The following is a 25782-nucleotide window of genomic DNA, read 5'->3' as shown; positions in this document are numbered from 1 at the left end:
TCACCCGGAGGTCTTTAGCTTCCGAAGTACTTTTCTACTAGTTTCTCCCACTCCGGACTATTCATTACCTCTTGTAAGGCCTTGTTTAGCTTGTCTAATAGCTCCTTGTTACCCTTCTTTACTGCGAACCCGTACTTTTCGCCCGTCTTCACCACGAACGCGATTTCTACTGGATACTTCTTTGCAAACATTTTTGCAACAGGCACATCTAGCATTACCGCATCTATTCTTCCATTAACAAGGTCCTGGACAGCGAGCACGTAGCTACTATACTCCTTTATCTTTATGTCTACATTGTGCTTCTTCACATAGTCCTTCAAGTAGCTGGCAGCAGTTGTTCCAGTCTCAACACCAACAGTTTTACCAGCCAAGTCTTCCAGCTTTGTAGGCTTAAAGCTGCTCGTCTTGCTGACTATTACTGCTTGGTCAACTTCCCAGTACGGTATCGTGAAATCTACTACCTTCTCCCTCTCTGGCGTAATGGTCATACCGGCTGCTATGACGTCTATTTTGCCCTGCTGCAAAGCTGGTATGAGCGCATCAAAGTCCATGCTTACTATCTTGATGTCTTTGAAGCCAGCCTTCTGGGCAACTAATCTAATGAGATCGATGTCAAAGCCAACTATGTTCCCGTTCTCGTCAACATACTCGAAGGGAGGAAAGTCGGGCGACGTTCCCACTACAAGATACTCCTTGGCTCCCTTACCCTTGTGCGTCGAGTAATAGGCTGCTATACCAGCGATTATCACAATGACCACTATTATGCTGATTGCTAGTGCCGTTTTGGACTCCATTGGCCTACACCTTTACCCCCAAAATACCGTACTCCATGATAACTAGTAGTGTTAGTACCTAGTTAAAACACATTTCCACGGGCAACTAGATGAGTTGCCCTTATTGCCTCTTCACAGCCTTGATGCAGACAAAGCCCCGACCATAGAGTCTACGAGAAGGAGCCTCATAGCGAGGTGGTTCCCAGGGCTTGTAACTGAGAGTTGCAAGCCTGTCTACAATGGCCAGGTTATTTCTTTGGAGCATATCCTCGATCTCAGATACAGTGTAAAATCTAGCATATCGGTAAAAGGGTGACACATGTCGCCGCGATATATAATAAATGCCCCAAGGCGAGTCGCGCGGAACAATGCAAGTGACAATGAAACCACCTCTTCTGAGGATTCTTGCCGCTTCTTGAACCAATAGCTCCGGCTCATCCACAAAGCAAATAGTGACTATGATCAGCGCGACATCGACAGAGCCGCTTCGAATCGGCATCTTCTCGCCAACTGCCTGAACAGCATCAACGCCCCGTAGCTTTGCTCGGAGAAGCATCTTCCAAGCAGGATCTACATCGATACAGCCGAAGCGAGAAGAAAAGAAGCCGGAGCCTCCACCTATCTCAATACAGTTCCTATATTTACGAGGCATTATTGCTTCTACTGTAAGCAACTCGTTCCAAGCAGTAATGCTGTTTCTTTCATACCATTTATCATACCGTTCAGCTAATTGGTCAAAAATATGAAATACCGACGTGTATCCCTAACATTACTACATATGCTCACGGCGATATAAGCCCTATAACCGACACCTACTACAATAGAATATGCACGCTAACATCGAGATATTTCTAGAATTAGCGCCGAGAAAAATACCAAACTAGCTTACATAGGTCAGGGTTTAGCCCTCTAAACCAAGTATATGGGGTACTGGTTCCGCGTGGTGCAGGCTTATGATGCTCCGTGTAGACGGCTGTATAGATGCTGCTGGTAGGGCCATGGTGTTGCCTTCTCTGTGGGAATCACTCGTTAAGCTATTTGTTGGCGCAACACTAGGCAGAGCTGAGATCGTTAACGTCGATACTCGAAATCCATGCATAAGGTCTTCAACATACCTTCTTACTAGACTAGGTTTTCGAGTAGAGGCTCTTTCACCTACGAAACTCTATGTTGAGAAAACAGAGGAGCCGGGTACTCCTCTTCGACTCAGCTATGATTTCGTATGCGGTTTCCTTGATGCCTATCTTGCGCTCCCCTTCTTCGCGATAAATGCGCCACCGGGATCCCAGCTTATAGCTAGAGCCATTAATAACGAGTACTTGATGAGCGTTGATACACGGCCAATTAGGGAGGTGTTAGCCGCGCTAGGAGCACGTGTATGGAGTGCAGGCACCGCGTCCAAGTTCCTTGTTGTAGAAACAAGTACTGCCACACGTCGCATAGCTTTTGTGAGACTCACTCATGCCATGGGCTCAGTTGTAGGAGGATTAGCTGTTGCACTGGCCAGTAGCAGAGCGCCCTCTACAGTTCTTCTGGGAACCTATCGCCAGGAGGCAAGGCGCAGGCTACAAGTCGTAATCGATACTCTTAGGCAAGCAGGATACAATGTTCAAGAGTCTGCAAGGATGCTACAAATAAGCAGCATGCATGAAGATACGGAGCAGAAAAAGACTGCAATGCTCAGCGTTGGCGGGGGGATTTCTGAGACGCTTACATTGCTTATCTTAGTGAGGCAGTGCAACCCCACAGAAATACTCATTGATAATCTATCATCATTTACCCGCAACGATGATGTTGAGTTATTCAAGTACCTTCTATCAATCATGGGCTACGAATACGAACAAGAGAGTTCGAGACTAGTCTTGCACGCGTCAAAGCCAGCCTCAGTAACGTATAGCGCCAGTGAAGAGCCGCTGCTTGCTGTGCCTCTAGTTTTGCACAGCCTAGTGGCAGGCGGAGTAGTTTCCGATATAAGGTCAACAATCAGCGATGGAGTGCTCTCACGCTTTATTGAGAAAATAGTACGAGAGCTTGGCGGCGAGGCCTACCTTGAGGATGAAGATAGGTTTAGGGTAATTAGTCCGATAAGTGGTATGAGCCGTCATAGCTATTCTTGCAGAGGCATTGATCCTGTAACGTGCCTAGCCCTCCTTGTAGCAGCCCTTAGGTCTAATAAGCGCATTATACTAGAGGATGCTAGGAGCGTCTTAGCATTAATACCGCTAGGTCTTCAAGTGCTACAAGAACTAGGTGTTAATATCGTAGTGGAAAAAACTAGTAGAGACTAAGCTGAAGGCAAGAAAGTGTACCCTGTTACTTGGCGGAGCTTCTTGCTAAAAGTCGCTATTTTTTGAATCCGAAGCTTTTCTGCAACTGCAAGGGTTATTGCATCTGAGAAGTTAAGGTTATTCTTCTTCATAAGCTCTAGGGCGTGCTCAATGTCATCTGCACCAACGCTGTAAATTGTTACACGGCCGGTTTTATGCAGGAACATTATGTACGAGAGCAGTTTCTCCATGACATCGACGGCTTTCTCTCTTGCATTTATATTAGTGTAAAGTGCCTCTATACCCTCTTTTACGTCACCGCCAACTACGCTACTTGCAGCCGCTACTGCGGCCTTTGATAGTGCCTCAACAAGTGCCGTGCTCGGTATAACTACGTCCTCGACGCCCTCCTCTGCTCTACTAAACACGTTTATGGCGAAATCTGCTCCCTCTTTGCCTAGGACTAGGCGTATGAGTACGGTTGAGTCTATGAGAAGCGTGTTCGCCGGCATAATTACCACCCTCTCCTTCCTTTTAGCCTGGGAGCACATACTTATCTAGGTCGTCAGCACTTACTGGTGCTTCAGCTATTCCGCGTAGTTTCTTTACTTCAGGCGCCTTTGCATACCTAATATAGAGCTTCATTGCCTCTCTGATTGCCTCGCTTCGAGAGAGACCATGCATTTGAGCAGCACGGTCAAATTCCTGCAGAAGGTCGCGTGGCACACGCACATATATCGCTGATGCGACACTCATAGAAATTCACCGCTTATATCGCTTCTATATCTTTTTTGCCAAGTAATGGTAATAATGTCTACACTATTTTATACCTTTTCTATAAATCCAACAGCAACCGCTTTAAACAAATGTTTACATCAAATAATTTTTGTTTAATCCTTTTAAAGAAGAAGGCTTAACTAGAGGTGCATTGGGTGCGCAAATGATGCCGGTCGGGAGAAAGTATACGCCATATAGACGTGTGCTTGAAGAGCTAAAACTCAAACAGCTAGATGTATATCGCTACAAGGATCACGACGAAATAAGAGCACTAGCGCCAGGTAATAAAGTGATATTAATAAAACTGCCTAAGCGCCGTGACGAAATGACTCTGGACGAGTTTAGAGAAGCAGTAAGAACCGCTCTAAGGCAGGCGTAACTCGGTCTATAGTCTTTTGCTTAGCTACGGTACTTGCAAACCAAGTGATTTTTGAACAAGTATTATAAGCTTACTTAGTGAACGTTTATCGAGATTTTCAAGAAGCTCCTTTAGTTGCGTATGCGCCTTCTCTTTTAGATCCCGTCGTAGCGTAGCTAAGCCTGGCCTCTTCAATAAGAGCATTAGATGAAATGGTATTCGATACTTCTCCCAGAGATCGTCAGCAAGTGCTTCGAAAAGTCTCCTTATCTCCCAGTGGGCATGTGGGTGTAGCCTCATACTGGCCATGTGGAGTAGTTCTCTTAGGTTAGTAGTAACCATTATGTGCGCTGCCAAGGCGTCTGGCTGAGAGTAGCGAAGCCAAGCATCAATTCCCTTACCGCTATGCTCTACTATCCTTCTAAAATACTCCCTACAAGCCTCCCACACACTACCATCATCCCACTCTGGTATAACGCAGAGCTTCCCTATGGCCTTCGGGTCTCCTTCAGCAGCTTTCTCCACCAGCGGGTACAGGATTCCAGGCTTTTCGTCGTCTGCTCTGAAAGCCTCTAGGCCAAGCACCCTGGTACTGGTCTGCGCGTAGCTGGCCAACCTGTGCCTTACAAGCTCATGTGTGCATATCCTGGAACACTTAGCAACGAACTGCACAACCACGTGCTCCAGGACGCTCTCATAGCCCTGCCTCTCCAGGCAAGGAGTGTCAACAGCCTGCACCGCCCAGGCCACAGCATCCCAGAAGGGATACTCGTTAAAATAATGGCTAACATTCTTGATAAAAGTACGGCCCTGACTAACCTTGGCCGCAGCAACGATACCGCGAGGCCAATTATGTACAACAAGGTAGAGAACAGCATCTTCAGGAGCAAATTGTAGCGCCATGTACTGCCTCCTCTTTTAGCACCTTAAGTGCTCGCATAGTGTAGTTTACTGAAGATATCTTACACGTGAGAAGCGGGTTTTGAATACGTAATAGTATGGCTCAAGCCTTAAATGAACCAGTCTTACTAGAATCTACAAGATCTGTGGCCTTAGAGAGGAGCCGAGAATATGGAATCAGATAAGTTGTTGAAGATAAACAAAATTATATCTCGCATGTCTTGCATGTACTGTTCTCAGTAAGCTCTACAACTACTTCTCCACTAGTAGTCTCTATGGTCTTTGCCTCAAAGAGTTCAACAACCTTTTCGTCGCGGGATAGCTCGCTGAGCTTCATTCGTTTCTTTAAGTGAATCATCCTCATTTTCTTTTTAGGCTTTTTTGTGCTCTCGGCTATTCTCTTCTTTCTTATCGGTATTGCTGGGATTGCTTTCTGTTCTCCTCCGAAGTAGATTACTTGTACTCCTTTGCTCTCGTCCCTGTACACCGTGACGCCCTTGAGGCCGCCAAGCCACGCTACTAGGTAGGCTGTGAACACCTCGTCCTTGACTGCTTCTTTCCGCAGGTTAATGGTCTTGCTTATGGCTTGGTCTACGTAGAGCTGTGCTGCTATCTGGTGTGCTAGGTGGTACCAGACGTCGAAGTCCATGCTCATCGGGAATAGTCTTGCTAGCCGCTCGATCTCGGCTAGGAAGCCGTTCTGGAACCCATTCTGCAACAAGTAGTCCCTGACCTCGTCCAGGGCCCAGCGCAGGCTACCCTTATGCTTACTTATAATCTCGTATATCTTTTCAACAATGCTCTCTGGGACATTGTGCTTCCTGGCTACCTCCAGTAGCTTGTCTCGGAAGGGCTTTACGACTTCCAGGAACTCGCCAACAGTGACCTTTCTCTTATAGACTAGTGCGAAGTATGGCTCAATACCGCTGCTCGTGCCCGCGATTATGCTGATAGTGCCAGTCGGGGCCACGGTTGTCATAACCGTGTTTCGCGGAGCTCTTGCGCCAAGCACTCTGCCGTATGCCTTGAGGACTTCCCAAGCGGCTCCCGGATTGAATATCGCTAGTGCTAGGAGATGCCTAGGACTATTAGCAACCATAACTGGGCTCATCTGCAGCGCCTTCCAATACTCATTCTTAGTTACCCCGAAGACCTCGCGCGCCACTTTTTCTAAGACATTTAATGGTACTAAGCGTATTGACCCATCCTTTTCTACACGTGAAGATGCCTTTCCAACAATCCTCTTAGCTATATCCTCTGACACCTCAACCTCATGGTACTTCAGCTTGACCCAGCCATCTCTAAATGCAAGCACTTTGGCGGCTTTCACCAGGGCTGGCGTGTGTAGCTCTAGGAGCTCCTCTGGCTCCGCCTTCTCTAGGCACTCCATCTTCCTCCAGTCATACTTCCTGCACTCGAATGCAGGCGCGTGACCTAGCTTCGCGCCTAGCTCCCAGCTACGCTTCCACGAGAAGACCTCAAGAGCAGCCATAACTATCATCGTGAATGCGACTGCCTCGTCGCTGTCATAGGGGTAGCCTAGCCGGGCCAATGCGTCAGCGAGCCCCATTATGCCTAGGCCAACTTTCCGGGTAAACTTGTTAGCCTTTACCTGCCTCTCGTCAGGATGCCGGTTATAATCGATCACTGCATCCATAGCATCCACTACGGTCTGCACGTCATGCATAAATGACTCTAGGTCAAACCCCCCATCCCTAACATATTTTTCAACACTCATGCTGCCGAGATTACATGACTCGAAGGGGTAGAGGGGCTGCTCGCCACAGGGATTAGTGCCGTACACTGCTCCTAGCCATGGTGTTGGGTTCCACTTGTTGTGATTATCTGGGAAGAAGAGACCGGGGTCTCCGCCAGCCCAGGCGTTTTCAACTATCTTTTCCCAGAGCTTCCTCGCCGGGTACCTCCATGCATAGGGGTTCTTCTGCTCGGGCGTGTACCCGGCCCCTCGTGCGTCTTCAAGGGCCTTCTCTTTGGCCTCCTTGATTGTTTCCTCGAATATGTTGAGGTAAGGGTTCTCTAGTAGCCAGCCATGCTTCTCTAGTAGCTCTCCTACCCTGCCGAGACCTGTGGCCTTGCTCACGGTGTGGTGTAGCCTGTAGACGCCGGTCTGGGGGTCTGCGCTGTATCTGGGGTTGACCATCCACCACTCTCTGTCTTCTAGGACTGCTTTCATGAAGGCGTCGTTCGCGCCCACGCTTATGTTGAAGTTGGTGAGGTTGGCGTCTTGTAGCGGTGGCTCCTTTGCCTGTATGAAGCCAGCGTCCTCTACGGTGCTGTATCCCGGCTCGCTGAGCTTCTCAATCATCTCCTTGAATGCTGGTTCTACCTCGTAGCCCTCTTCCTCGAGATACTCTAGCATTCTCTTAACGCTGTCTATGAGGGCTTGTAGCTGTGGTGGAAGCATGTTGCGGAGGGCGTGCCAGGGATTGAAGAAGGGGTTGAAGATGTCGGGGTGCCAGGCATGCATGATGCCCATGTTGGCTCCGCGCCGCTTCCCACCCTGCTTCACCATCTCTGTGACAACGTCGAATATCCTCATGAATGAGAGAGGGCCGGAGGCGTAGCCGCTGGTCCCCTTTACTATGTCCCAGCGGGGCCTGAGCTCGCTGAAGCTGAATCCTTGACCGCCGCCCCACTTGAATGTCAGGGCTTGAACAGTTGCTGCGTCCATTATCGCCTTCATGTCGTCGTAGACTGGGGTCACGTAACACGCGCTAAGTGTGCCCTTCGCGCCGTCGCAGTACATATTGAACAGTGTCGGGGAGTTGAAGACGAAGCGCCTCCTAATTAGTATCTGGTAAAGCCTCTCCGGGTCTACTCTCTCTCTGAATCCTAGAGCTACTCTCTTCATTATCATGCTTGGTGTCTCCAGGTAGTGGCCGTACTCGTCCCTCGTCATGTAGCGCGCCATCAAGACTCTTATCGCGTTATAGGTGAAGCTCATATCGTCTTCGCAAGGCTTCCCAGTCTCCAGCGCGGTTTTAACACATTCTGGCAACGAGGCTAGCAGTCCACCGTTGGGCGCCCTTTCTCGATAAGCATTGACGACTACCTCGTATATCTCGCGAAGCAGTAGCCGCTTGGCCTCTGTCTCCGCTTCCGGCTCAAAGAGGCTCCGCCTAATCAATTCCAATTGCTGATAATCTGTCCTCGTAGCCAATACCGATCCCTATACTTAATATTTAGTCGTATGCTGACTAACTAGGATTTGCCAGGTACAGGATACCAGTAGTCTTACTATACTCCGATATTACCCTGTAAGTGTTTTGATGTCAAGATGTTAGAGTAGAGTCGACTGCGTTATACTTTGCCTGACGGCTAGAATGTTATTACTTCAGAATTACCGAGGGATGCTTATCCGTTGCCTATGTTAGTCTAAAGAGGTACTACTCGGCCCAAAACAGTATCCCTAAGTAAACAGACGCCGCTCTCTTTAACAATAAATTGATTTTTACTGTATATATATAATTATCTTATCGAAAGGTTCTTCCTCATAATATATTTTCCGTTTTGACTGCATGTACAACATTAGATCCGTAGAGGTTAGCACAAAATAATCATAGAGGAAGTCCGCTGGCGTTATCACTGTAAGGTAGCGTTCAAACTCGAGGTCTGTGTATACTACTTCAAAGTTGCCAACATAGTTTCTGCCCACGATGTCTATTCGTGGAGGGTTGAGAGGTTGTACCTCTTCAACAAACTCTATGAAGACTGTCTTCCTATTGAGATGATCTATCTCCCTCTTTGCCCCGTATTTTCCCTCAATTACTATGCTTCTAGGCTCAAATATGAATTCGTAGTTCTTTGCACGAATTTGCAGCGAATTATACAATGGTACTAGCTCAAGAGCACCATTACCCCACTTCACGTAAAAGCTTGTCTGCTTCGCAGATGCTTTCACTTGTTATCCCCGCTGCAAATAAATCGATGCAAGGCTTTTATATTGAATCGGCTTCGCGTTCCCCCTCTTCTTCAAGCTCGCTCGGCATCTCAAGAAGCTTCTTTAGCTCTGCCGCAAGCATTCGTGCCGCAACACTGCTGGGCAGTACTGTATCCTCCTTCCTATAGATTGTCGGAGCTTTTACCTTCATACCTTTACCGTTTATTATTTCGATCTCATGCATTCTGAGGCTATGCTCCGTCTGCCTCATTTTCTCTATAATTACGTATCGTTTTAGCTCGCCCCTTACTACGGCTTTACGGAACCTTATTATTCCGTCAGCGACATGTTCAATTCCAAACCCAAAGCCCAGGCTAGTGGTTACGGCGTACTGGCTGATGAGTAGGGCTGTGAAATCCCATCGATAAAGCACTCTCTTCACGTAATAGCTGTATCGGCGAGCCATTGCTGGTTTATCAAGCCAGAAGGCTGACATCGAGTCAATCACGAGGCGGGCACGGCCATATCCAAGGTACTTCTTGGCCTCAATAACTTTGTTAACAAGGTGTTCTACATCTAGCTCCGTTAAGCTCCACGGATCGTCACGATACCCCATTAGCGCATCTATTATTACTAATCGTCTCTCATTAATTGCCTTCTCGAAGTCAAAACCAAACATCGCTGCTTGTTTTATTATGCTTTCCTTTGACTCCTCTGTGGTAACATAGATGTTTTTGTCGCCTACACGGATACCTTCTGCAATAAAGTGTATTGAGAATATCGTCTTACCAGTACCCGGCTCTCCGACCACGGCGACAAAGAAGCCTCTGGGTATGCCTCCTTGTACTAATTTATCGAAGCCCTCTACTCCGGTCGAGAGGCGTTCAATAAGTATTTTTGAAGTCATCTCCCTAGCCCTTTTCGTTTCCTAATCAAGTAGTCCCCTTATCACTTATGTTGAGACAAAGGCTTATAATAGGAGCAGAGGTCTGACGGAGTACATGCCTCAACTAGTACTATTCTTAGACCGTCTCTCTTAAGCCTAGTACTAATGCACGAAGCTATGTGGCTTGTCATTAGCTCTGCTGTGGGATTCTCAACCCCTAGCACATCGTTCAAGTACTTGTAGTTTATGTCGCGAAGACACTCATCAAGCAACGCAAGTAGCTCTAAGTGATCTATAACCTTGTTATCACTGCCCAGGGGCCCTTCAACACAAACCTTGACTTTATAGTCATGTCCGTGTAGAGGAGAACCTTGCAAATACGGAGAAGAAAGGCGAAGCGCCACTGAGACCCATTTAGAAACACATACACCATACATTTCTATCCTTCCCCACATTGGCTAACTCAATGGCCCCTATAGTGCTTAAGCCCCGAGATTACCAAAAATTATCGTAGCGGGTCAACGACTATGGCTCTTCCAGGCCATCTCGCAGCAGTAATTGTTAGCACAGTACTCCCAGAGCAGATTCAGCCCGCAGGTGTTGATTTAAGAATAGCAGAAGTACATGCTTTTCTTGAGAAGGGTTTTCTCGGCACTGGTTCTGAGAGAAAGCTCCCAAGGACTAGAAAAATCGTTGACAATAATGGTGTTTGGGACTTAGCACCAGGAGCCTATAAGATCGTGTTCGCCGATATAGTAGAGGTGCCTTCAACCGCAATAGGGTTCTGCCTACCAAGGAGCTCGTTGCTACGAATGGGTGCACTGATAGCGTGTGGATTCTGGGACCCGGGTTACCGGGGACGTGGCGAGGCGCTCCTAGTAGTTGGGAACGAGAACGGAATTCGCATTGCCCGTGGAGCGCGAATAGCACAGCTCGCATTCATAAGAGTTAATCCGCCACCAATTTTCCCCTATAGTGGATACTACCAAGGCGAGAGACTAGAAGACAATAGGAATGGCAAAAACGCCGGCCAAGGCGTATCTCGGAACACTTCTACTCATTCGTGATAGTGTTGCTTTTATAGCAGAACAGAGAGTCCCGGAGAAGCTGGGTGAAGCTATTGAGCATTGAGCGCCTTGAAGAACTTTCGGGGATGCTTGCAAGCATAGCGCATAGGGTTAGAGCATCAATAAGGCCTGCCGAGTCGCTCCTAGAGAGCAGAGCGAACACCGTTCTAAGCAGCCTCTCGGATAGCCTCGAGGCACTATCAATTGCGATAAAGAGGCTTAAGTGCATAGCTGATGAGAAGAAGCCGGAAGGAGTAATTAAACAAGTCTGTGTAACGTGGAGGATCTTTGAGCAGGACGGAGGCTTCTACGTGGTACGACTAAAGCCTGAAACGACAATATCGCTCCGCGATGGCACAATACGATTCCATCGAGACCATGTGTTATTAGAGATTAGCGGGACTACTGCAAGGCTATGCAGGTGGAACTACTGTAAAGAGTTCAACATGCTTGATAGAAGAACCCTTATAGAGCACCTACCACAGCTAATATACCTATTAAGACACGTGTCAAACGCCATAAGAAAAACACATGAAGCGGTAACCATCTGTGCGAAGAAAGAGGCCCCAACATGTGCAAGAATCTAGGCCCCGTTGACTCATGGATAGTCAAGCTGAGTAATGCGATAGGTTTTGTTAAAGGATGCTTCCATCCCTTGCCTTTTCTGTTCTTTGTACCCCGCTATGTAGAAGGGATGAAAATTTGGAGTATTGCAGACGCGTTAAGCAAGTTGCGACCAGATGAGGTTCTTATTAAGCGATGCAGGTGCTTAGGTCATCGCAAAGCCCTTTTCGTTGATAGTCGAAGAGTCTCCATTATATCTCCCCTTGAAGCCGTAAAGGGCCTTAAAGAATGCAGTACAGCTATCTGTAAAGCCGCGAGAGACCTTGTGGAATACATTAGTACCGTAACAGATCTTGTAGGCATTACGGGCGGACTAGCCTATAATCCGAGAACGGCATCTGATATAGACGTTGTTGTTTTCGGTTCACGCATAGATGACGTCTACAAGCTACTAGTAGAGATGCGCAAGGAAGGGATAACTAAGCCTTACAGCGGTACCGGGCATGCATGGAGCCACGAGGATATGAAACTCCACAACTTGTTGTCTAGACGAAGAGTCTTAATAGGCATGTATAATGGATTCGAATATAATGTACGCCTCATATACTGCTGCCGACCAGCACATTGTACTCCCTTTAAGTTGCTCGGAGAAGCTGAGATAAGGGCCAGAATTCTATCATCAACGAACTACTCAACGCCATCAATATATCTTCTCAGCGTAGTCAGTATTAAGGGCAAGTATTGGGAAAATATATTACCAAATAAGCTCTATATGCTGACCTATCGTATCCGATACATGGAGATACCTAACAACGCCGTTATCGATATCATGGGGTCCCTCGAGGAGCAGGAGGGACTTATAAGAATAGTTCCAGACCATGACGGTTTTGTTAAACTCGTATCCATGCATAGCTGACATGACGTTAATAATATGCTTGTATTCTAACACAGCGTGGAGGAGTATAGCTGTGAAGCCCCGCCTCTTTATTACTCGTAGGCTTCCTGGTCCATGCTTCGATAGATTACTTGAAGAATTTGATGCAGAGGTTTGGCCTGAGTGGAGAAATCCCCCCTACGATATTATTGCCGAAAAGGCATCCGAAGTTGATGGATTAGTCACGCTCCTTACTGATAGAATAGACTGCAAGGTAATAGAGACAGGTTCGAGAAACAAATTAAGAATAATAGCACAGTACGCGGTAGGCTACGACAACATAGATGTGGAGTGCGCAACAAGGCATCGCGTCTATGTAACGAATACGCCAGATGTACTAACAGAAGCCGTTGCCGAACTAACATGGGGACTAATCCTTGCTGCCGCTCGACATATCGTGCATGCTGACGCATATGTAAGAAGAGGAGACTGGTACAACAGTGGCACCGCATGGCATCCCGAACTTATGCTCGGCTTAGAGCTTCGAGGAAAGACGCTCGGAATAGTAGGGTTCGGAAGAATAGGTAGAGCTGTTGCGAGAATAGGAGCCCACGGCTTCGGTATGCGCGTGCTCTATTACAGTAGGCACCGAGCTGACCCATTAATTGAAAAAGAAATTGGAGCCGAGTACGTGCCGCTGTACGTGCTGCTAAGGGAGTCAGATATAGTATCGATACATGTCCCATTAAATAACGAGACCCGGCATATGATTTCAGAACCCGAGCTTAGACTCATGAAGCCTACAGCGATACTAGTTAATACTGCTAGAGGCGCAGTTGTTGATACAAAGGCACTCGTTAAGGCGTTGCAAGAGCACTGGATAGCTGCAGCAGCACTTGATGTGTTTGAGGAAGAGCCATTGCCTCCAGATCATCCGTTAACGAAGCTAGATAATGTTGTACTCGCTCCCCACATAGGTAGTGCTACTCGTAGGGCAAGAGAAGCGATGACATGTGCCGTTTTGGAGAACCTATTGGCGTTTAAGAATGGTAAAGTTCCACCAAACCTAGTAAATCAAGATGTTGTTAGCAAAACTCCGCCAGGATTCAGTATAGGGCAACTATAGGCGGCTTAGGTAATTTTAGCAAAAAGTGTATCGATTTGCAAAAAACTTTGCTTTAATTTTAATTAATAAGAGTTTAGACGTGTTAGAGCCAGCCGCGTAGCTTCATTGCCTCAATTACGCGCTTTACTGCTAGAGCGTAGGCTGCGTCTCTCATTGTATGCTTCTTCGGATCAAGCTCTTTGTGCCAGAAGTCCCATACTGCTGCAACGTTCTCGGCCATCTTCTGTTCTAGCCTGCGCTTCGCCTCCTCTTCGCTTATGTAGCCACCCATTCTGTTGTTCATCCACTCTATGTGGCTCATGATGACGCCACCAGCGTTGGCAAGTATGTCGGGTACTATTACTACTCCCTTCTTCGTCGATAGATATACGTCAGCTTCGGCAGTTGTTGGGCCGTTTGCCGCCTCTACTATTAGTTTCGCCTTTATCTTGTCCATGTTCTCTTCTGTTATTACGTCCTCGATTGCTGCTGGTACTAGCACGTCTACATCGAGTTCTAGGAGTTCTTCGTTGGTTATCTTTTTCTCGGCCTTATCATAGTTTATGACGCTGCCGGTCTTCTTCTTCACTTCGAGTACCTCGTCTGGGTTGAGGCCCTTGCTGCTATAGATGCCGCCTTTGCTATCGCTTACTGCAACTATTATTGCGCCCATTTCGTGCAAGAACTTTGCAGCATAGTAGCCGGCGTTACCGTATCCCTGCACAGCGACTTTCTTACCCTCAATGCCGCCCCATAGTCTTTTAGCGGTCTCTCTTGCAGCAACTGCTGTGCCAAATCCTGTAGCTATGATTCGTGTCTCCATGCCTCCTAGTATCTTTGGCTTGCCCGTTATCATTGCAAAGGCGTTGTCGCCGGTTAACCTGTAGTATTCATCCATCATCCAGGCCATAATCTGAGGATTTGTATATACGTCTGGAGCGGGGATATCCTTGTCGGGACCGATGTACTTGTAAATGCCGCGAATGAATCCTCTTGATAGCTCTTCTAACTCTCGCGGGGAGAGGGCGTGTGGGTCTACACGTACACCGCCCTTACCGCCTCCATATGGGAGGCCTGCAAGTGCGTTCTTCCAGGTCATCATCATGCTTAGAGCGATAACTTCCTCTTTCGTAGTCTCGGGGTGATATCTAATTCCTCCCTTATAGGGACCTAGGGCGCTATTGTGCTCACTTCTCCAACCAATGAAGACTTTGACTTTCCCGTTATCCATTCTAACCGGGATTTTGACCTGGATTACTCTTTCGGGATGACGTAGGGCTTCAAAGGTGTCTTCGTCGTAACCTAGGAGATCGATGACTGCACGGCGGAGTATTTTTTCGGCTTCGACTAGAAGACGAGTAGAGTCTTGGGCCACGAAGGCGCACCTCGGTTTTGTCCAAGTAGAGTATAGTCATGGATAGAGTTTTTAACACAATCGTTTACTGTTTAGAAATTAGTGGGGGAAAATACAATAACACTACTGGACAGAAAGCGTGAGTAACTTGACTTCGGGAAAAAGGCATAAGAACATAGAAGACACTTATATGTCTTCTCATCTTGTCGAGGGCACCATTATTGCAATTGATTTGGACAAGTTCAGCGAATTAGTCAGAGAGAAAGGGTGGAGCGAGTATAAACCTAATCCCGCAACCGGTCTTTTAACTATGCTTGTTGAAGAATTCGTCAGAAAATGGCAAGGAGTAATAGTATATGGGTTAGACGAGGAACGAGGAACCGAAGAAGCAGTCATTGAGATACCATATGTTGAGCCCGAAGAAGTAGAAAGAGACCTTTTACGCATTAAAGAAGAGCTGAACAAGGTCGGTGTTCGAGTAACAATCGTGGCTGTAAAAGACTATGTAGTTGCAAAACCAGCGAACCAGCATGAAGCCTATTACGGCACACCTGGGAGAAAGAGAGCTCATGAATTGCTGAGAAAGATCAAACGAAAAGGAGGAAATCAAGTTGTCGTTGCATAAAGACGGCAAAAGCACTAGATTAGTAGAGCTATTGCTCTGACCAGTAGGGCTGCCAGTGTCGCTATTACCAAGTCGTATGCTATCACTGCCGTTGTGAACTTTATACTGCGGCTCTCAGAGTAAATTGCACCCATTGTAGCAACACATGGCACGTAAAGCGTTACTGCAAGCAACAATGCCAGTGCCTGCCAAGCCTCAAGTGGATATGCCTTAAGCGTTGCAAACTCTTCTTCGTTATCTATGCTTGCAGGTGAAACCGCTGCTAATGAGTCAAGGAATACCTCCTTAGCTAGGAATCCCCCTAGCAAGCCGAAGCCTATTCTCCAAGCAAGGCTCTCATTTGTACCTATCATTAGCTCAACATATGGCGCCATTGCACGACCAATGCTTGCAGCATAACTCTTAGACGGATCATATTCTTGATCGGAGTAGTGTAGGTAGCCGTTTGGCCCGTAGTTTGCCAATACCCATAGTATAATACTTGCTACGGCTATTATTGTTCCAGCCCTTACTAAGAAATGCTTTATCTTGTCCCATGTAAACCACCATGCAACTTTTATGGACGGCCTCTTTACTGGCGGAAGCTCCAATGCTATTTCAAACGGCTCTACCCCCTTCATGACCGCAAACAACTTTATTGTTAAAAGGAAAGCCGCTATCGGAACAGCATATGCTATGAATACAGCCAGCGCCCTTTCTAGGGGATTACTGAAATACACATGCGCGAATGCTAGGATTACCACCAGCCTTGCCTGGCACGGGATAAAGGGCAGTGCAAACATCACTGCACGCCTTTCCTCCTCGCCTTCCATTATCCTTGTTGACAAGACGCCCGGCACATTGCATCCAAAGCTGACGAGCATGGGGAATAAGGCTTTTCCACTAACGCCAAACCGTCTAAATATAGGGTCAAATCCTACCGCGAGTCGTGCAAGTATACCAGAATCCTCAAGTAGGCCCAGTATCAGCATCATCACTGCTACTAGCGGGAGAAAACTAACCACTAATCCAACACCATAGCTTGAGGAGAGTAGGCCCTCGCCCAGCATGCGCTCAATTATTGGGTTACTAATATTCGATTCCACTAGCGAGGCGATCCAGTCCATGAACATCGCTACGAGATTAACCAGATTATACTCAGAGACAATTTCAGCTGCCTTATGAAAGCCTAGATAGTCTAGGAGTATATCTAGGGGCGAACCCGTTGCAATTAAATATGCTGTAAAGATTATTGCTATTGAGGCTAAGGCGCTGATTATTGGTCCCGTAACTGGGTTTAGGAGAAGACGGTCAAGCAGCGATATCTGAGGCACAACCTCTGCTGCATACTCACTAGCTCGTACATAGGATTCATACAGCCTTGAGGCTTCATCGAACAATGCCTTCGGAATCTCTATCGAGAGGTCTACGCCCTTTGCTTCAACCTCTTTGACTATTCTCCTTAACTCAGATATTATTTTCTCAGCACGTTTTCCTAGCTCACTTCTGAGGAAGTCATAGGGCCATTCATAACCGCGAAGTAGCGCTAATGCAATCCATTTTGCACGTTTTTCGCTAATCCCCTCTTGTCTTAAGAGTGACACTATCTTGTTAAGTGGTTCTTCGATGCTAGGAATTCTAACTCGCTTGGGGCTTGGTTTCAATGCCTTTTGTTCAATAAGCTGCTGCAGTGTCTGTAAGATCTCGTTGATACCCCATCCCTCAAGAGCGCTTACAAGGACCACTGGCACGCCTAGCTCCTTGCTAAGCCCTTCAACATCTATTTGCAACCCCTTCTTCTCTGCTTCATCGCCCTTTGTTAGCACTATGATGACGTTGTCAAATATCTGCATGACTTCGAGAGGAAGGTATAAGCCCCTTTCAAGGTTCGTTGCATCTGCAAGTACAATTATGGCGTCAACTTGGTTTTTGAATAGAAAGTCCCGTGTAACTCGTTCCTCAGCAGTATCGCCTAGAATTGAATATGTGCCAGGCAAGTCGATAATACAGTATCGTTTGTTATTAAGCCGTAGGACTGCTGTTTTTACAGCTACAGTTACGCCGGGCCAGTTGGCGACAAATTCGCTTGAACCTGTTAGTACGTTAAATAGCGTAGTCTTGCCAGTATTAGGTGCGCCGAGCAATGCTACTATGTAGTCACAGCTTCCGCGTCGTAGCGTGTGCGTGCCTGGCACCTATTATTCACCGGTAATATGAGCAGGCAAGTCGGCATTATAAACACTCGTAATTGAGTTATCAAAGCTATTACGCTATAGAACTAGTTTCTCGTATAGAGAAACAAAAAGCTTCCCAAATTAAATTAGCACAAATAATAATGATGACTCGGCTTAAGCTGTACTAACAAGTCTATGCGGCTACGTTTGGCTACGAGCCTCTATCTCCGCACTAAGAACGCCAGTACTTACATCGCTAACTGTTTTCACCGTACGATACTCGTTAACAAGCTCCTCTTGTAGAGCAAGCAGTTTTGCCAGCTCAGATTCAAGCTCACTAGCGCTCATCTTCTTGAACTGCTCTATCCTCTCAAATAGCTTCAAGAAGGCCTTACTAGGACCTCTATAAACCGCGCCATTATTTGCCATTTCTAAGAGAACGTAGGCATTAAAGAGTGCACGTGCCTCAAAGTTCTGCGAAAGAAGCATTGGTGAAATCTCGGTGCCGAGGATACTTGAGACTTTCTTAACATAATGCTCGAAAACCGGGAGTTCATTAGGCTTCAATACAGCAGGACCAAACCGAACCCTACGTCCACTGATATGCCTTTCACCCATAGAGGGGATAATTATTTTCCCGTAAGCGGCTTTATGTCTCCATGTCTGTGTATCCCCACTATCAATGCCGATAGCCTTCAGTAGCGGAATCATGGCAGCAGATGCTAAGCCTAATGCATGAAGCTTTCCTCTCCAGAGCTTCCGTAAAAGCATGAGAAAAATGACGGCTTTTAGCCTAGAACCTTTACCCGAGAGCTGCATAATGTGAGGAATGAGGCCGCCAACCGCTGCCGTTATGCTATGTGATTCATATATGCGTAGCTGGAGCCTTAGCGACTCCCCAACAGCCATGTGAAATACGGGAATAAGCCTACCTTCTTCAACGAGACCTCTTAACATGTTCTTCAAGCTCATAAAGCTTGACACAGTTTTTGCTATTTTCATCGCCCGAGTACGACTGTCATCTCGGGGGCCTGGCGGGAAATCGAGACCTATATAGAAGTCTGCGTCAACTTCTCTATACACCTTAGCTATTTTATCTACTCCTGGGTTCACCCCCCTTGATAAGAATTGGTAGCCGCCGCTGTCTATCCATAGTTCAATATCTGTCTTATCCAATCCGAGAAGTTTACGTAACCCTCTTCCGCGGACCTTGCTTAATCCATAGTTGAGTATTTCATAGGCATTGACCATTACCCCCTCAATCGGAAGATGGAGCCATGGACGGGGAACAGCTTGGATTGGCGTCCCAAGAATAAGCTTGAAACCGCCCATCGTAATACGCCACTATAGAAGTAATACATACACGCCTCATAGCATTAAGGTATTATCCAAGAGGGGGAACAACGCTATAATAAACATATGTTAATTAACGTGTAACAAATAGCGTAGTCGATATACTAGAAGAATCGGGGATGACGAGGCTCGAAAGGTCGGAAATATAATGAAGAGCCGCGCAGCACCGACCCAACATAACTATAGTAAATTAAACACGCGAATACAAATACGTGCTTTTGAATGAAATGATGAGGTTACGCACATAGGAGAAGGAACGATGACTGCGCCCACCTTGCTGATTTTCGACTCTAGCTGCTTTTTACGGTACAAGAATATTCCAAATTGTTGCATTTAACGTTAAGCTTTAGATCCTTATTATTTGCCAGCTCGATGCTACTGCAATGAATGCCTCGCACTATAGGACAGATACTCCTCCCAATGCGTCTGTCCTCGACAATAATATCCGAGTACACGTTTACCGCGGAGTACAAATCTAGAAGTAGATGATTCATGAAGCGAAGAGCGTCCTCGCTCAAGGCATTGAAGCGATTAGTGGAAGTATAGCATAATATACAAGAGAGTCTAATCATTAATTCAACCGGATCCTTGAGAACAAGCTCCAGGTGGGGGCTTGTCAATGGCTTATTCACGATATCTAAATCTATTCTTAGGCCGCCCACAGAATCACCCTTAAGGCTCATAAACAATCCTAGGCTTTATACCTAGTATCTTCTCGTAGAATTTGAGCCTTCGCTTTGTATTAGGGTAAAGTACTAGGTACTCGGGCTCGATGTTATCAACTATTCTTGGCCCTACTATTTCTATAAGCCTATTAACTAGGTTTTGCCAGCATTTATCGTCCCCGTATGAAAGAAAAAGCGCCACGTGAAAGCTAACGTTGTAGTCAGCAAGATTATTCACAGCTGCAAGCTGGTATTCAAGACCTTCAGGCTTTGCGAGAGTGAGCTTTGCAAAGAGTTCAGGGCTACACGCCTTTATAGAAACTCGCACATGGAGTCTAGTGTATCTCGACAAATCGCGGGCTCGTTCCTTAAAAGCACCAAGAAGTATGCCATTTGTCTCGAGTATGAAGATGTAGTTGCTGCTCTCTACTAGGTCTAGGAGACTAACTAGATGCCTCCACCCTATTGTTGGCTCACCATATGAGAGCCTTATATACCTATATTTATGCTGCGAAGCAATTCTGTGAAGCTTGTTGAATGCTTGCTCCGGGTCAACAAAGAAGCCGAGCCGTGGGTCATCACGTGCACGTCCGCTCCAACAAAAAATACACCTAAGATTACAGCCCACAACATCGCCGGTCGCTATTCCTCCGTAGAAGCGCGTTGCACGAAAGCGATAATACTTCCTTGAGGAGTTCTTTTGCACGAGCTGCTCTAAACGCAGACCGAGCCTTACAGGGTCAAAACCTTTTAGTTTAAATTCTCCGCTACTGGTAGCACAATGAGGACACATTTTGACACCGCATCCTTGGCAATTCTACCTAGGATCAGTATTTGAAATCGTGCTGTAAGAGGATTGTAACTCTAAGATCGTGCATATTTATTCTCTCCCCTCCCAGCACTATTAATATAAACACAGTAATCGTAGTTCAGAGTAGGATTGGATCCATATCTACGGATGAGTGAAAGAACCCCGGCTGACATCCCTTTGGCATGGATGACGAGGTCCTATCCTGACTCTGATCCATATTGCCTGCGTATATATTGAGGCTACGTATGGGAATATTAAGCGCCTTAGAGACAATGATGCATGGAGCCATAAACATGTAAACATAGGGAGCACTTAAGGGATTATTATGGAAATATATCGTTTGTTCAACGCCTTTAATGAGGACGAGATCGGCCTCATTAAGTTGGTCATATATATGCGGATGCTCCTCTTTTGTAACTGTTAAAGCATCATTACCTAAATCAATAACCTCGTCAAGATAATTCGCTGTACCATGCACCTCTAAGTCATTAGCTACTACATAGTCTCGATACCGTGAACTCCTCACAACCCCAGCGACGCTTAAGCCTAGCTCTTCACTAAGAATTTCAACGACTATAGTATCATAGGGCAATTCAAATATGGAGCCAAATAGATATATTACCTTACCGCCCTTACTACTCAAGTCTTTCAAGAAGCCAATAACTTTCTCTGTATCATCCTTGCCGACTTTGATGCTCGAGCCGATAAGCGCTAGATCAGCAGGCCCAGGAGGTTCGTCCAGAATCTTCTCGTTTACCTCAAGAGGAGTATACCCGGAAGCTAATGCAGCAGCATACATTGAGAGCCTTAACTTCTCTTCAAGACCCTTATTGTTCAACATGCCCCTGATCTCGCGCGCTCTAGTTAGTGCCGTAGGAAGCTTAGACTCGATAATATTGTCATAGATGTTTTTGCCACCTAGAAGTGTTTTAAACCTTCTAAATACAACGGATTCGAGAACTACGACTTCTATGTCAGGACCAATGTACAAACTAACAGCTTCAAGTAGGTCACGATAAAGACCAAGTTTTTTACTATTATCTATCTTAAGTGTCTCGATTTCAGCTGCTCTTCTCGCCAGAGTACATGCTATACACGTCGGTGTTAACTTCAAACCCTCTTACACCATAGATCCAACATGATGATCTATTGCAAAATGATAATAGGAAAACGAATATTCATTACGTGCCTTGTCTAAGTTCTCCGCCGTTCACCTATGCATCAGCGGTAAATAATGGTATTGGCTACTCTTAAGGCCGGTATCCTATTTGCAATTTATTTTTTCTTAAATCGTTCAATTGCCTGCCTTATTTTTTCCTTAGCGTTCTCGGCTCCTTTGAACCCAGTCACTCTTGTCCATTTGCCGGGTTCAAGCTCCTTGTAGTGCTCAAAGAAGTGCTTTATTTTTGACTTAATTATTTCGGGAAGCTCATCCACATCGTTTATACGGCCATATATAGGATCAACTTTTTCCTTAGGAACCGCGATAATTTTGCTATCAGGGCCCTCTTCATCCTCCATCTCAAGTATCCCAATAGGTTTAGCTTCAATTATTGTACCCGGTAGAACAGGCATAGAGGATATGACCAAGACATCTACTGGGTCTCCGTCTTCCTCAAGCGTGCCCGGGATGAATCCATAATTGAATGGATACACCATCGCCGTGTAGAGGAATCTATCAACTATAATTATTTCCTTTTCTTCGTCAAATTCATATTTAATATTGCTCCCCATAGGTATCTCTATTAAGACGTTTACGAGATCTGGGGCTTTTTCTCCAGGTCCTATACGCTCATGCACCGAAGCCATTTTGCTCAACCATGTCTAGTGTATATCGCCAAGCTCATTCGGATTTAAATATTTAGTAATCAAGACGCCGCAAGTATCGCATTAACAGCAGTTAACTAAATATTTCTGCGTAAGCAGCGCTAGGGGCAGGGAGTAGCTGGGATGAACATAGATAAGGAGAAAGTGAAAAATGCAGTCAGGATGATTTTAGAAGCCATAGGTGAGGACCCAAATAGAGAAGGATTGAAGGAGACCCCTCAACGCGTAGCCGACATGCTTGAGGAGATACTCGGCGGATACGATGTTGAAGAGGAGTACGCATGGTTTACTGAAAGCAGCGACCTTGTTGTAGTCAGCGGCATTAGGTTCTTTAGCTTATGCGAACACCATTTACTACCATTCTTCGGCGTAGCTCATGTAGCTTATCTTCCTAGAGGGAAAGTAATAGGTCTAAGCAAGATAGTAAAGATTGTTCATAAGTATTCACGTCGACTACAAATACAAGAACGCATGACTAAGCAGATAGCAGATGAAGTCATAAAAGCCACTGGCTCGCCGGACGTAATGGTTGTGACAGAGGCAATCCACCTTTGCATGACAATGCGTGGCGTAAGATCGCCCTCTCCAACAGTAGTAGCTGCAATACGAGGAGCATTCATAGCAAAAGACTCGTTGAAAGAGGAAGTGTATAACATAATAAAGCCGTACCGCTTTACGAGACTACCTCTCTAAGAAGCTTTACGAGGCGATGCTGCCCACAAAGTAATTATTTGGCTTCACTATAGCGTCTTTTAAGCTCATATAGCGTCATAACAAGCGACGAGACAACATTATAGCTCATACCCTCCACGGCGACCGGTATCTTTGCCAGCTTGTAGTTACCTATTTTCGCAAGCTCCTGAACAGGTAGTCCGTAGTCTTCGGCACCTATGACTATAATAAGGCGTTGATTTGGATCTATTTCTACCTCAGTTACGTAGGTCGTGGCATATGTCTCTATAACTAGGAAAACACTGCTGTTTTCTTTTTCAACAACCTCTTTAATATCATTAACTAAGACTATATAGCGACTAACCTTTTCCGGCAACAGCTCAAGCTTATAATCCGTATTCGGCCTTTTTACGACATAGAGCGGTGCCCTAACACTGTACGCTATATAGGCGACATCATGTAGATTAAGGTGGTTTTTGGGATGGTAGAAGACAATGCCAATGTTCATGTGATTATAGTCACCCCGCCATCAGTATTCGATGTTGCTGTTATTTTGAGAGCACTTTACACAGGGCTAGGGCCGAGGGGTTGGAAGCTTACCATAGTCGGGCTGGGAAACAAACTGCCCTTAAAACTTGTGACCGAGTCTAGGACACCAGTCTCCGTTGTTCGTGAAAATGTTAGTACTCTCCTAGAGGAACCTAGTGAGCCCATATACATTGTTGATCCAAGAGGTAGTCCGGCCTGGCTACACCCCCCACCAAGGTCAATAGTGATTGACTATAGTGGCTCTTATTCTTCTAAACTCAGTAGTGCTAAACGCATAAGTTCTCTAGGTTTGAACTCTCTTACATATGAAACTATAGGTATAGTATATGAGTACTGGATTCGGAAAATACCTCAGCAGAGAAAAATAAGCCTAGAACCATACTCTAGGGATGTTAGAAGCGGACTCTATATCGCAAAGAAAGCCCTAGAAGCATTAAGCGTGTTTGATAACTATGTTCTTCTCGAGCCAAGCGTACTAGCATATACGCTTAGAAAAGTGTATATTGCTAATCGCATATTACTTGACCCTTCATCAACCGAAGTGAAAATAGACCATATTGAGGGCAAAGTCTTAGAAACTATATCAATAGAAGCATATAGTGCGAGAAATCTGAGAAAAATAGGCTATATAACCTTGACATATAGAGAAGGGGTTCTCGAGATACGTGACATAGATGGACTAGCTTATAGGATAATAATTGACATTAATCGCAAACAAGCATGTAGCGCGCCAGATCTTTGCGTATCAAAATCCGAGAACGAGCAAGGCTCAATCAACGTAATCTACTAGCCCAAAACTAATCATTGCATCAATAGTATCCTTTATGGAAGGCCTTAGCAACATGGCTGCAACTTTGCAAGCCGGTAAGTAAAGAGCTTGAATACCGAGATCTCTAAGAATTCTTTCAATAATTCTCGCCTCAGAAGGCTTCAATAGAGTACAAAGGGGCGAGGGTCTAGCCGGCACTATTACGACATATGGCTTTCCACGATACATGTAGAAAAGTATGAAACATGAATCTAGCCCACAGTGCCCCTTAACAACTAAGACCTTTTCAGGCATATCCTTGTCATCGCTATAGTCAAGTACAATGCGCTGCCCCACCAAGGATCAGCCTAGAGAAGCCTAATAGTCCGCTGAACCCTTATTCTTTTACCGAGGAAACCGGAGAGCCAATGACTTGCTCACGCAGATCTGAATAATGATGAGGCTCGGGCAAAGAGGAGGCTTAGGCGAGGCTGGAAACGGATGCCACATAGATGGTTTACGGAGGACACGTTAGTAAAGTTCGTTAAGAGGCTGCGCGAGAGGTGGCCCGAGCTAGAAATTACTAGGCTTGAACAGAGAGTTAACAAACAAGTCCTTTATATACGCCTTAGAGGTGGATTTGTCAAACTGATAGTGTATCGGGATGGCAGGATTAGGGCATATGGTAAGCCGGATGGCCTTACATTAGCGATAAAGAATATTGCGGCAAGGGTGCTAGAAAGTTGGAGAGCTTAGATCCACGTAAAGCTAGGGAGTCTATGAAAAATAGGATAAATGCCGCCATGGAGGTTCTTTCACAGATTTTGCAAAAAAAGGTTGCTGATCGGGAGACGGCAACAAAAATTCTTGAAGAGACCTATCGGAAGAAGGCACTACAACCACTCCGCGGCAAGGCATGGCCCCCCGATATATGGGACAAGGAAATGGCGACACTATACGTAATAGGAAAGTATGCATTGATGCTTAATGAGGAAAACCCTGATCTGTTTCATAAGTTGTTTAATTACGAGGAGACCTTGGAAGAGGCCGCAATCACTATCCTACTAAGACCGCCCGAAGAGGCGCGGAAATTTGTCCTATTCCTACTAGGAGGACATGTGGACGATAACACCATAGCTCGCATGCTAAGAGTCGTAACGACAAAAGTCATAATGGGGTTTGAGGAAGAGGACAAACTCATAGAATTGCTACAGAAGATACCAGAAGTGCTGCCTGAGCAGGAAAGAACTGTCCGAAAATATGCAAGATTTTACATAGCACTAAGACTCGCGCAAGCAATAGCATCAAAAGAGATACGAAGCAGAATAGCGAAGGAGGCATTCAAGCAAGCCCTTGCAGCACGTATAGGGCTTCAGAAGATCATGCCAGACGACGAATATATAGCATTCATTGCAACCAATGTTTTTGAAGTGCCAAGGAAAAATCTCTTGAGAATACTTGGCGGAAAAGAGGAAAAGAATAAACGTAACAAGAAGCGGTCAGCCGCGGGTTCATAGCCCATCGCCTGGCGGCTTAGCCCCTTGTAAGCCTCA

General features: G+C 46.0%; 28 protein-coding genes. 11 read left to right on the top strand and 17 right to left on the bottom strand.

Annotated elements, in window-relative coordinates; translation table 11 throughout:
* Positions 1-14: 14 nt before the first annotated feature.
* Both SBG41_RS02290 and SBG41_RS02285 read right to left on the bottom strand, forming a co-directional pair.
* Positions 15-794 carry a basic amino acid ABC transporter substrate-binding protein gene (locus tag SBG41_RS02290; RefSeq protein WP_317895931.1) on the bottom strand — a complete coding sequence of 260 codons (780 nt, stop codon included), beginning with the start codon at positions 792-794 and terminating at the stop codon, positions 15-17.
* Between the two features lie 100 nt (positions 795-894).
* The gene (locus SBG41_RS02285; protein ID WP_317895930.1) at positions 895-1425 is read right to left on the bottom strand and encodes a class I SAM-dependent methyltransferase; all 531 of its coding nucleotides are present in this window, start codon (positions 1423-1425) and stop codon (positions 895-897) included.
* A gap of 301 nt (positions 1426-1726) precedes the next feature.
* Between SBG41_RS02285 and SBG41_RS02280 the strand changes: the two genes are divergently transcribed.
* Complete coding sequence (locus SBG41_RS02280; RefSeq protein WP_317895929.1) at positions 1727-3061, top strand: hypothetical protein; 1335 nt, start codon at positions 1727-1729, stop codon at positions 3059-3061.
* On the opposite strand, the gene SBG41_RS02275 is transcribed toward SBG41_RS02280, so the two are convergent.
* Positions 3058-3552 (bottom strand): type II toxin-antitoxin system VapC family toxin, encoded by a 495-nt coding sequence (locus SBG41_RS02275; RefSeq protein ID WP_317895928.1) that lies wholly within the window; start codon positions 3550-3552, stop codon positions 3058-3060. The two genes, SBG41_RS02280 and SBG41_RS02275, sit on opposite strands and share 4 nt — an antisense overlap.
* A gap of 22 nt (positions 3553-3574) precedes the next feature.
* Positions 3575-3796, bottom strand: coding sequence for a CopG family ribbon-helix-helix protein (locus SBG41_RS02270; RefSeq protein ID WP_317895927.1), 222 nt, complete (start codon positions 3794-3796; stop codon positions 3575-3577).
* 187 nt (positions 3797-3983) lie between these two features.
* Here SBG41_RS02270 and SBG41_RS02265 point away from each other — a divergent pair, with 187 nt between their 5' ends.
* Positions 3984-4196: a hypothetical protein gene (locus tag SBG41_RS02265; protein ID WP_317895926.1), complete on the top strand. Its 213-nt coding sequence runs from the start codon at positions 3984-3986 to the stop codon at positions 4194-4196.
* Positions 4197-4220: 24 nt separating this feature from the next.
* On the opposite strand, the gene SBG41_RS02260 is transcribed toward SBG41_RS02265, so the two are convergent.
* The 5 genes from SBG41_RS02260 to SBG41_RS02240 form a co-directional block, all read right to left on the bottom strand.
* Entirely contained in the window at positions 4221-5078 is an 858-nt protein-coding gene (locus tag SBG41_RS02260; protein WP_317895925.1) for an FAD-dependent thymidylate synthase, read from the bottom strand.
* A gap of 202 nt (positions 5079-5280) precedes the next feature.
* The gene (locus tag SBG41_RS02255; RefSeq protein WP_317895924.1) at positions 5281-8256 is read right to left on the bottom strand and encodes an adenosylcobalamin-dependent ribonucleoside-diphosphate reductase; all 2976 of its coding nucleotides are present in this window, start codon (positions 8254-8256) and stop codon (positions 5281-5283) included.
* A gap of 291 nt (positions 8257-8547) precedes the next feature.
* Positions 8548-8997, bottom strand: a complete 450-nt coding sequence (locus SBG41_RS02250) for a hypothetical protein (protein WP_317895923.1) — start codon at positions 8995-8997, stop codon at positions 8548-8550.
* A 37-nt stretch (positions 8998-9034) separates the two neighbouring features.
* Entirely contained in the window at positions 9035-9883 is an 849-nt protein-coding gene (locus SBG41_RS02245; RefSeq protein WP_317895922.1) for a KaiC domain-containing protein, read from the bottom strand.
* Positions 9884-9924: 41 nt separating this feature from the next.
* Positions 9925-10299 (bottom strand): 6-pyruvoyl trahydropterin synthase family protein, encoded by a 375-nt coding sequence (locus tag SBG41_RS02240; protein ID WP_317895921.1) that lies wholly within the window; start codon positions 10297-10299, stop codon positions 9925-9927.
* 90 nt (positions 10300-10389) lie between these two features.
* On the opposite strand from SBG41_RS02240, the gene SBG41_RS02235 reads away from it, so the two are divergent.
* From SBG41_RS02235 to gyaR, 4 genes are read left to right on the top strand one after another with little or no spacing between them, the layout of a single operon-like run.
* Positions 10390-10929, top strand: a complete 540-nt coding sequence (locus tag SBG41_RS02235) for a deoxyuridine 5'-triphosphate nucleotidohydrolase (protein ID WP_317895920.1) — start codon at positions 10390-10392, stop codon at positions 10927-10929.
* A 53-nt stretch (positions 10930-10982) separates the two neighbouring features.
* Positions 10983-11516 carry a hypothetical protein gene (locus SBG41_RS02230; RefSeq protein ID WP_317895919.1) on the top strand — a complete coding sequence of 178 codons (534 nt, stop codon included), beginning with the start codon at positions 10983-10985 and terminating at the stop codon, positions 11514-11516.
* Positions 11501-12409: a hypothetical protein gene (locus SBG41_RS02225; RefSeq protein WP_317895918.1), complete on the top strand. Its 909-nt coding sequence runs from the start codon at positions 11501-11503 to the stop codon at positions 12407-12409. The genes SBG41_RS02230 and SBG41_RS02225 overlap by 16 nt, the downstream gene beginning before the upstream one ends.
* 52 nt (positions 12410-12461) lie before the next feature.
* The gene (gene gyaR, locus SBG41_RS02220) at positions 12462-13493 is read left to right on the top strand and encodes a glyoxylate reductase (protein WP_317895917.1); all 1032 of its coding nucleotides are present in this window, start codon (positions 12462-12464) and stop codon (positions 13491-13493) included.
* An 82-nt stretch (positions 13494-13575) separates the two neighbouring features.
* Here gyaR and SBG41_RS02215 read toward each other — a convergent pair whose 3' ends face one another.
* On the bottom strand, positions 13576-14847 hold the full coding sequence (locus SBG41_RS02215; RefSeq protein WP_317895916.1) for a Glu/Leu/Phe/Val family dehydrogenase: 1272 nt from the start codon (positions 14845-14847) through the stop codon (positions 13576-13578).
* A gap of 169 nt (positions 14848-15016) precedes the next feature.
* On the opposite strand from SBG41_RS02215, the gene SBG41_RS02210 reads away from it, so the two are divergent.
* Positions 15017-15451, top strand: a complete 435-nt coding sequence (locus SBG41_RS02210; protein ID WP_317895915.1) for a hypothetical protein — start codon at positions 15017-15019, stop codon at positions 15449-15451.
* A gap of 14 nt (positions 15452-15465) precedes the next feature.
* On the opposite strand, the gene feoB is transcribed toward SBG41_RS02210, so the two are convergent.
* From feoB to ppa, 5 genes are all read right to left on the bottom strand, one after another.
* A complete protein-coding gene (feoB, locus tag SBG41_RS02205) occupies positions 15466-17625 on the bottom strand; it encodes a ferrous iron transport protein B (protein ID WP_317895914.1) in 2160 nt (719 codons plus the stop codon).
* A 180-nt stretch (positions 17626-17805) separates the two neighbouring features.
* Entirely contained in the window at positions 17806-18936 is a 1131-nt protein-coding gene (locus SBG41_RS02200; RefSeq protein ID WP_317895913.1) for a tRNA guanosine transglycosylase family protein, read from the bottom strand.
* 693 nt (positions 18937-19629) lie between these two features.
* Entirely contained in the window at positions 19630-20415 is a 786-nt protein-coding gene (locus tag SBG41_RS02195) for a radical SAM protein (RefSeq protein ID WP_317895912.1), read from the bottom strand.
* Positions 20416-20551: 136 nt separating this feature from the next.
* Complete coding sequence (locus SBG41_RS02190; RefSeq protein ID WP_317895911.1) at positions 20552-21547, bottom strand: ARMT1-like domain-containing protein; 996 nt, start codon at positions 21545-21547, stop codon at positions 20552-20554.
* A 161-nt stretch (positions 21548-21708) separates the two neighbouring features.
* Positions 21709-22242: an inorganic diphosphatase gene (gene ppa, locus SBG41_RS02185; RefSeq protein WP_317895910.1), complete on the bottom strand. Its 534-nt coding sequence runs from the start codon at positions 22240-22242 to the stop codon at positions 21709-21711.
* Between the two features lie 141 nt (positions 22243-22383).
* Here ppa and folE point away from each other — a divergent pair, with 141 nt between their 5' ends.
* Positions 22384-22953: a GTP cyclohydrolase I FolE gene (gene folE, locus SBG41_RS02180; RefSeq protein ID WP_317895909.1), complete on the top strand. Its 570-nt coding sequence runs from the start codon at positions 22384-22386 to the stop codon at positions 22951-22953.
* A gap of 34 nt (positions 22954-22987) precedes the next feature.
* Here the strand turns inward: folE and SBG41_RS02175 are convergent, their stop codons facing one another.
* Positions 22988-23440 (bottom strand): TrmH family RNA methyltransferase, encoded by a 453-nt coding sequence (locus tag SBG41_RS02175; RefSeq protein WP_317895908.1) that lies wholly within the window; start codon positions 23438-23440, stop codon positions 22988-22990.
* Here SBG41_RS02175 and SBG41_RS02170 point away from each other — a divergent pair.
* The gene (locus SBG41_RS02170; RefSeq protein ID WP_317895907.1) at positions 23414-24271 is read left to right on the top strand and encodes a hypothetical protein; all 858 of its coding nucleotides are present in this window, start codon (positions 23414-23416) and stop codon (positions 24269-24271) included. The genes SBG41_RS02175 and SBG41_RS02170 overlap by 27 nt on opposite strands.
* On the opposite strand, the gene SBG41_RS02165 is transcribed toward SBG41_RS02170, so the two are convergent.
* Entirely contained in the window at positions 24251-24586 is a 336-nt protein-coding gene (locus tag SBG41_RS02165; protein WP_317895906.1) for a hypothetical protein, read from the bottom strand. The two genes, SBG41_RS02170 and SBG41_RS02165, sit on opposite strands and share 21 nt — an antisense overlap.
* 144 nt (positions 24587-24730) lie before the next feature.
* Here SBG41_RS02165 and SBG41_RS02160 point away from each other — a divergent pair, with 144 nt between their 5' ends.
* Positions 24731-24985, top strand: a complete 255-nt coding sequence (locus tag SBG41_RS02160; protein ID WP_317895905.1) for a hypothetical protein — start codon at positions 24731-24733, stop codon at positions 24983-24985.
* Positions 24973-25746, top strand: coding sequence for a DUF2192 domain-containing protein (locus tag SBG41_RS02155; RefSeq protein ID WP_317895904.1), 774 nt, complete (start codon positions 24973-24975; stop codon positions 25744-25746). The genes SBG41_RS02160 and SBG41_RS02155 overlap by 13 nt, the downstream gene beginning before the upstream one ends.
* Positions 25747-25782 lie beyond the last annotated feature (36 nt).

This window comes from Pyrofollis japonicus (assembly GCF_033097485.1).
Lineage (GTDB): Archaea > Thermoproteota > Thermoprotei_A > Sulfolobales > Pyrodictiaceae > Pyrofollis > Pyrofollis japonicus.
Note: the sequence above shows the minus strand (reverse complement) of the source record. Positions and strands in the feature narration are given on the sequence as shown.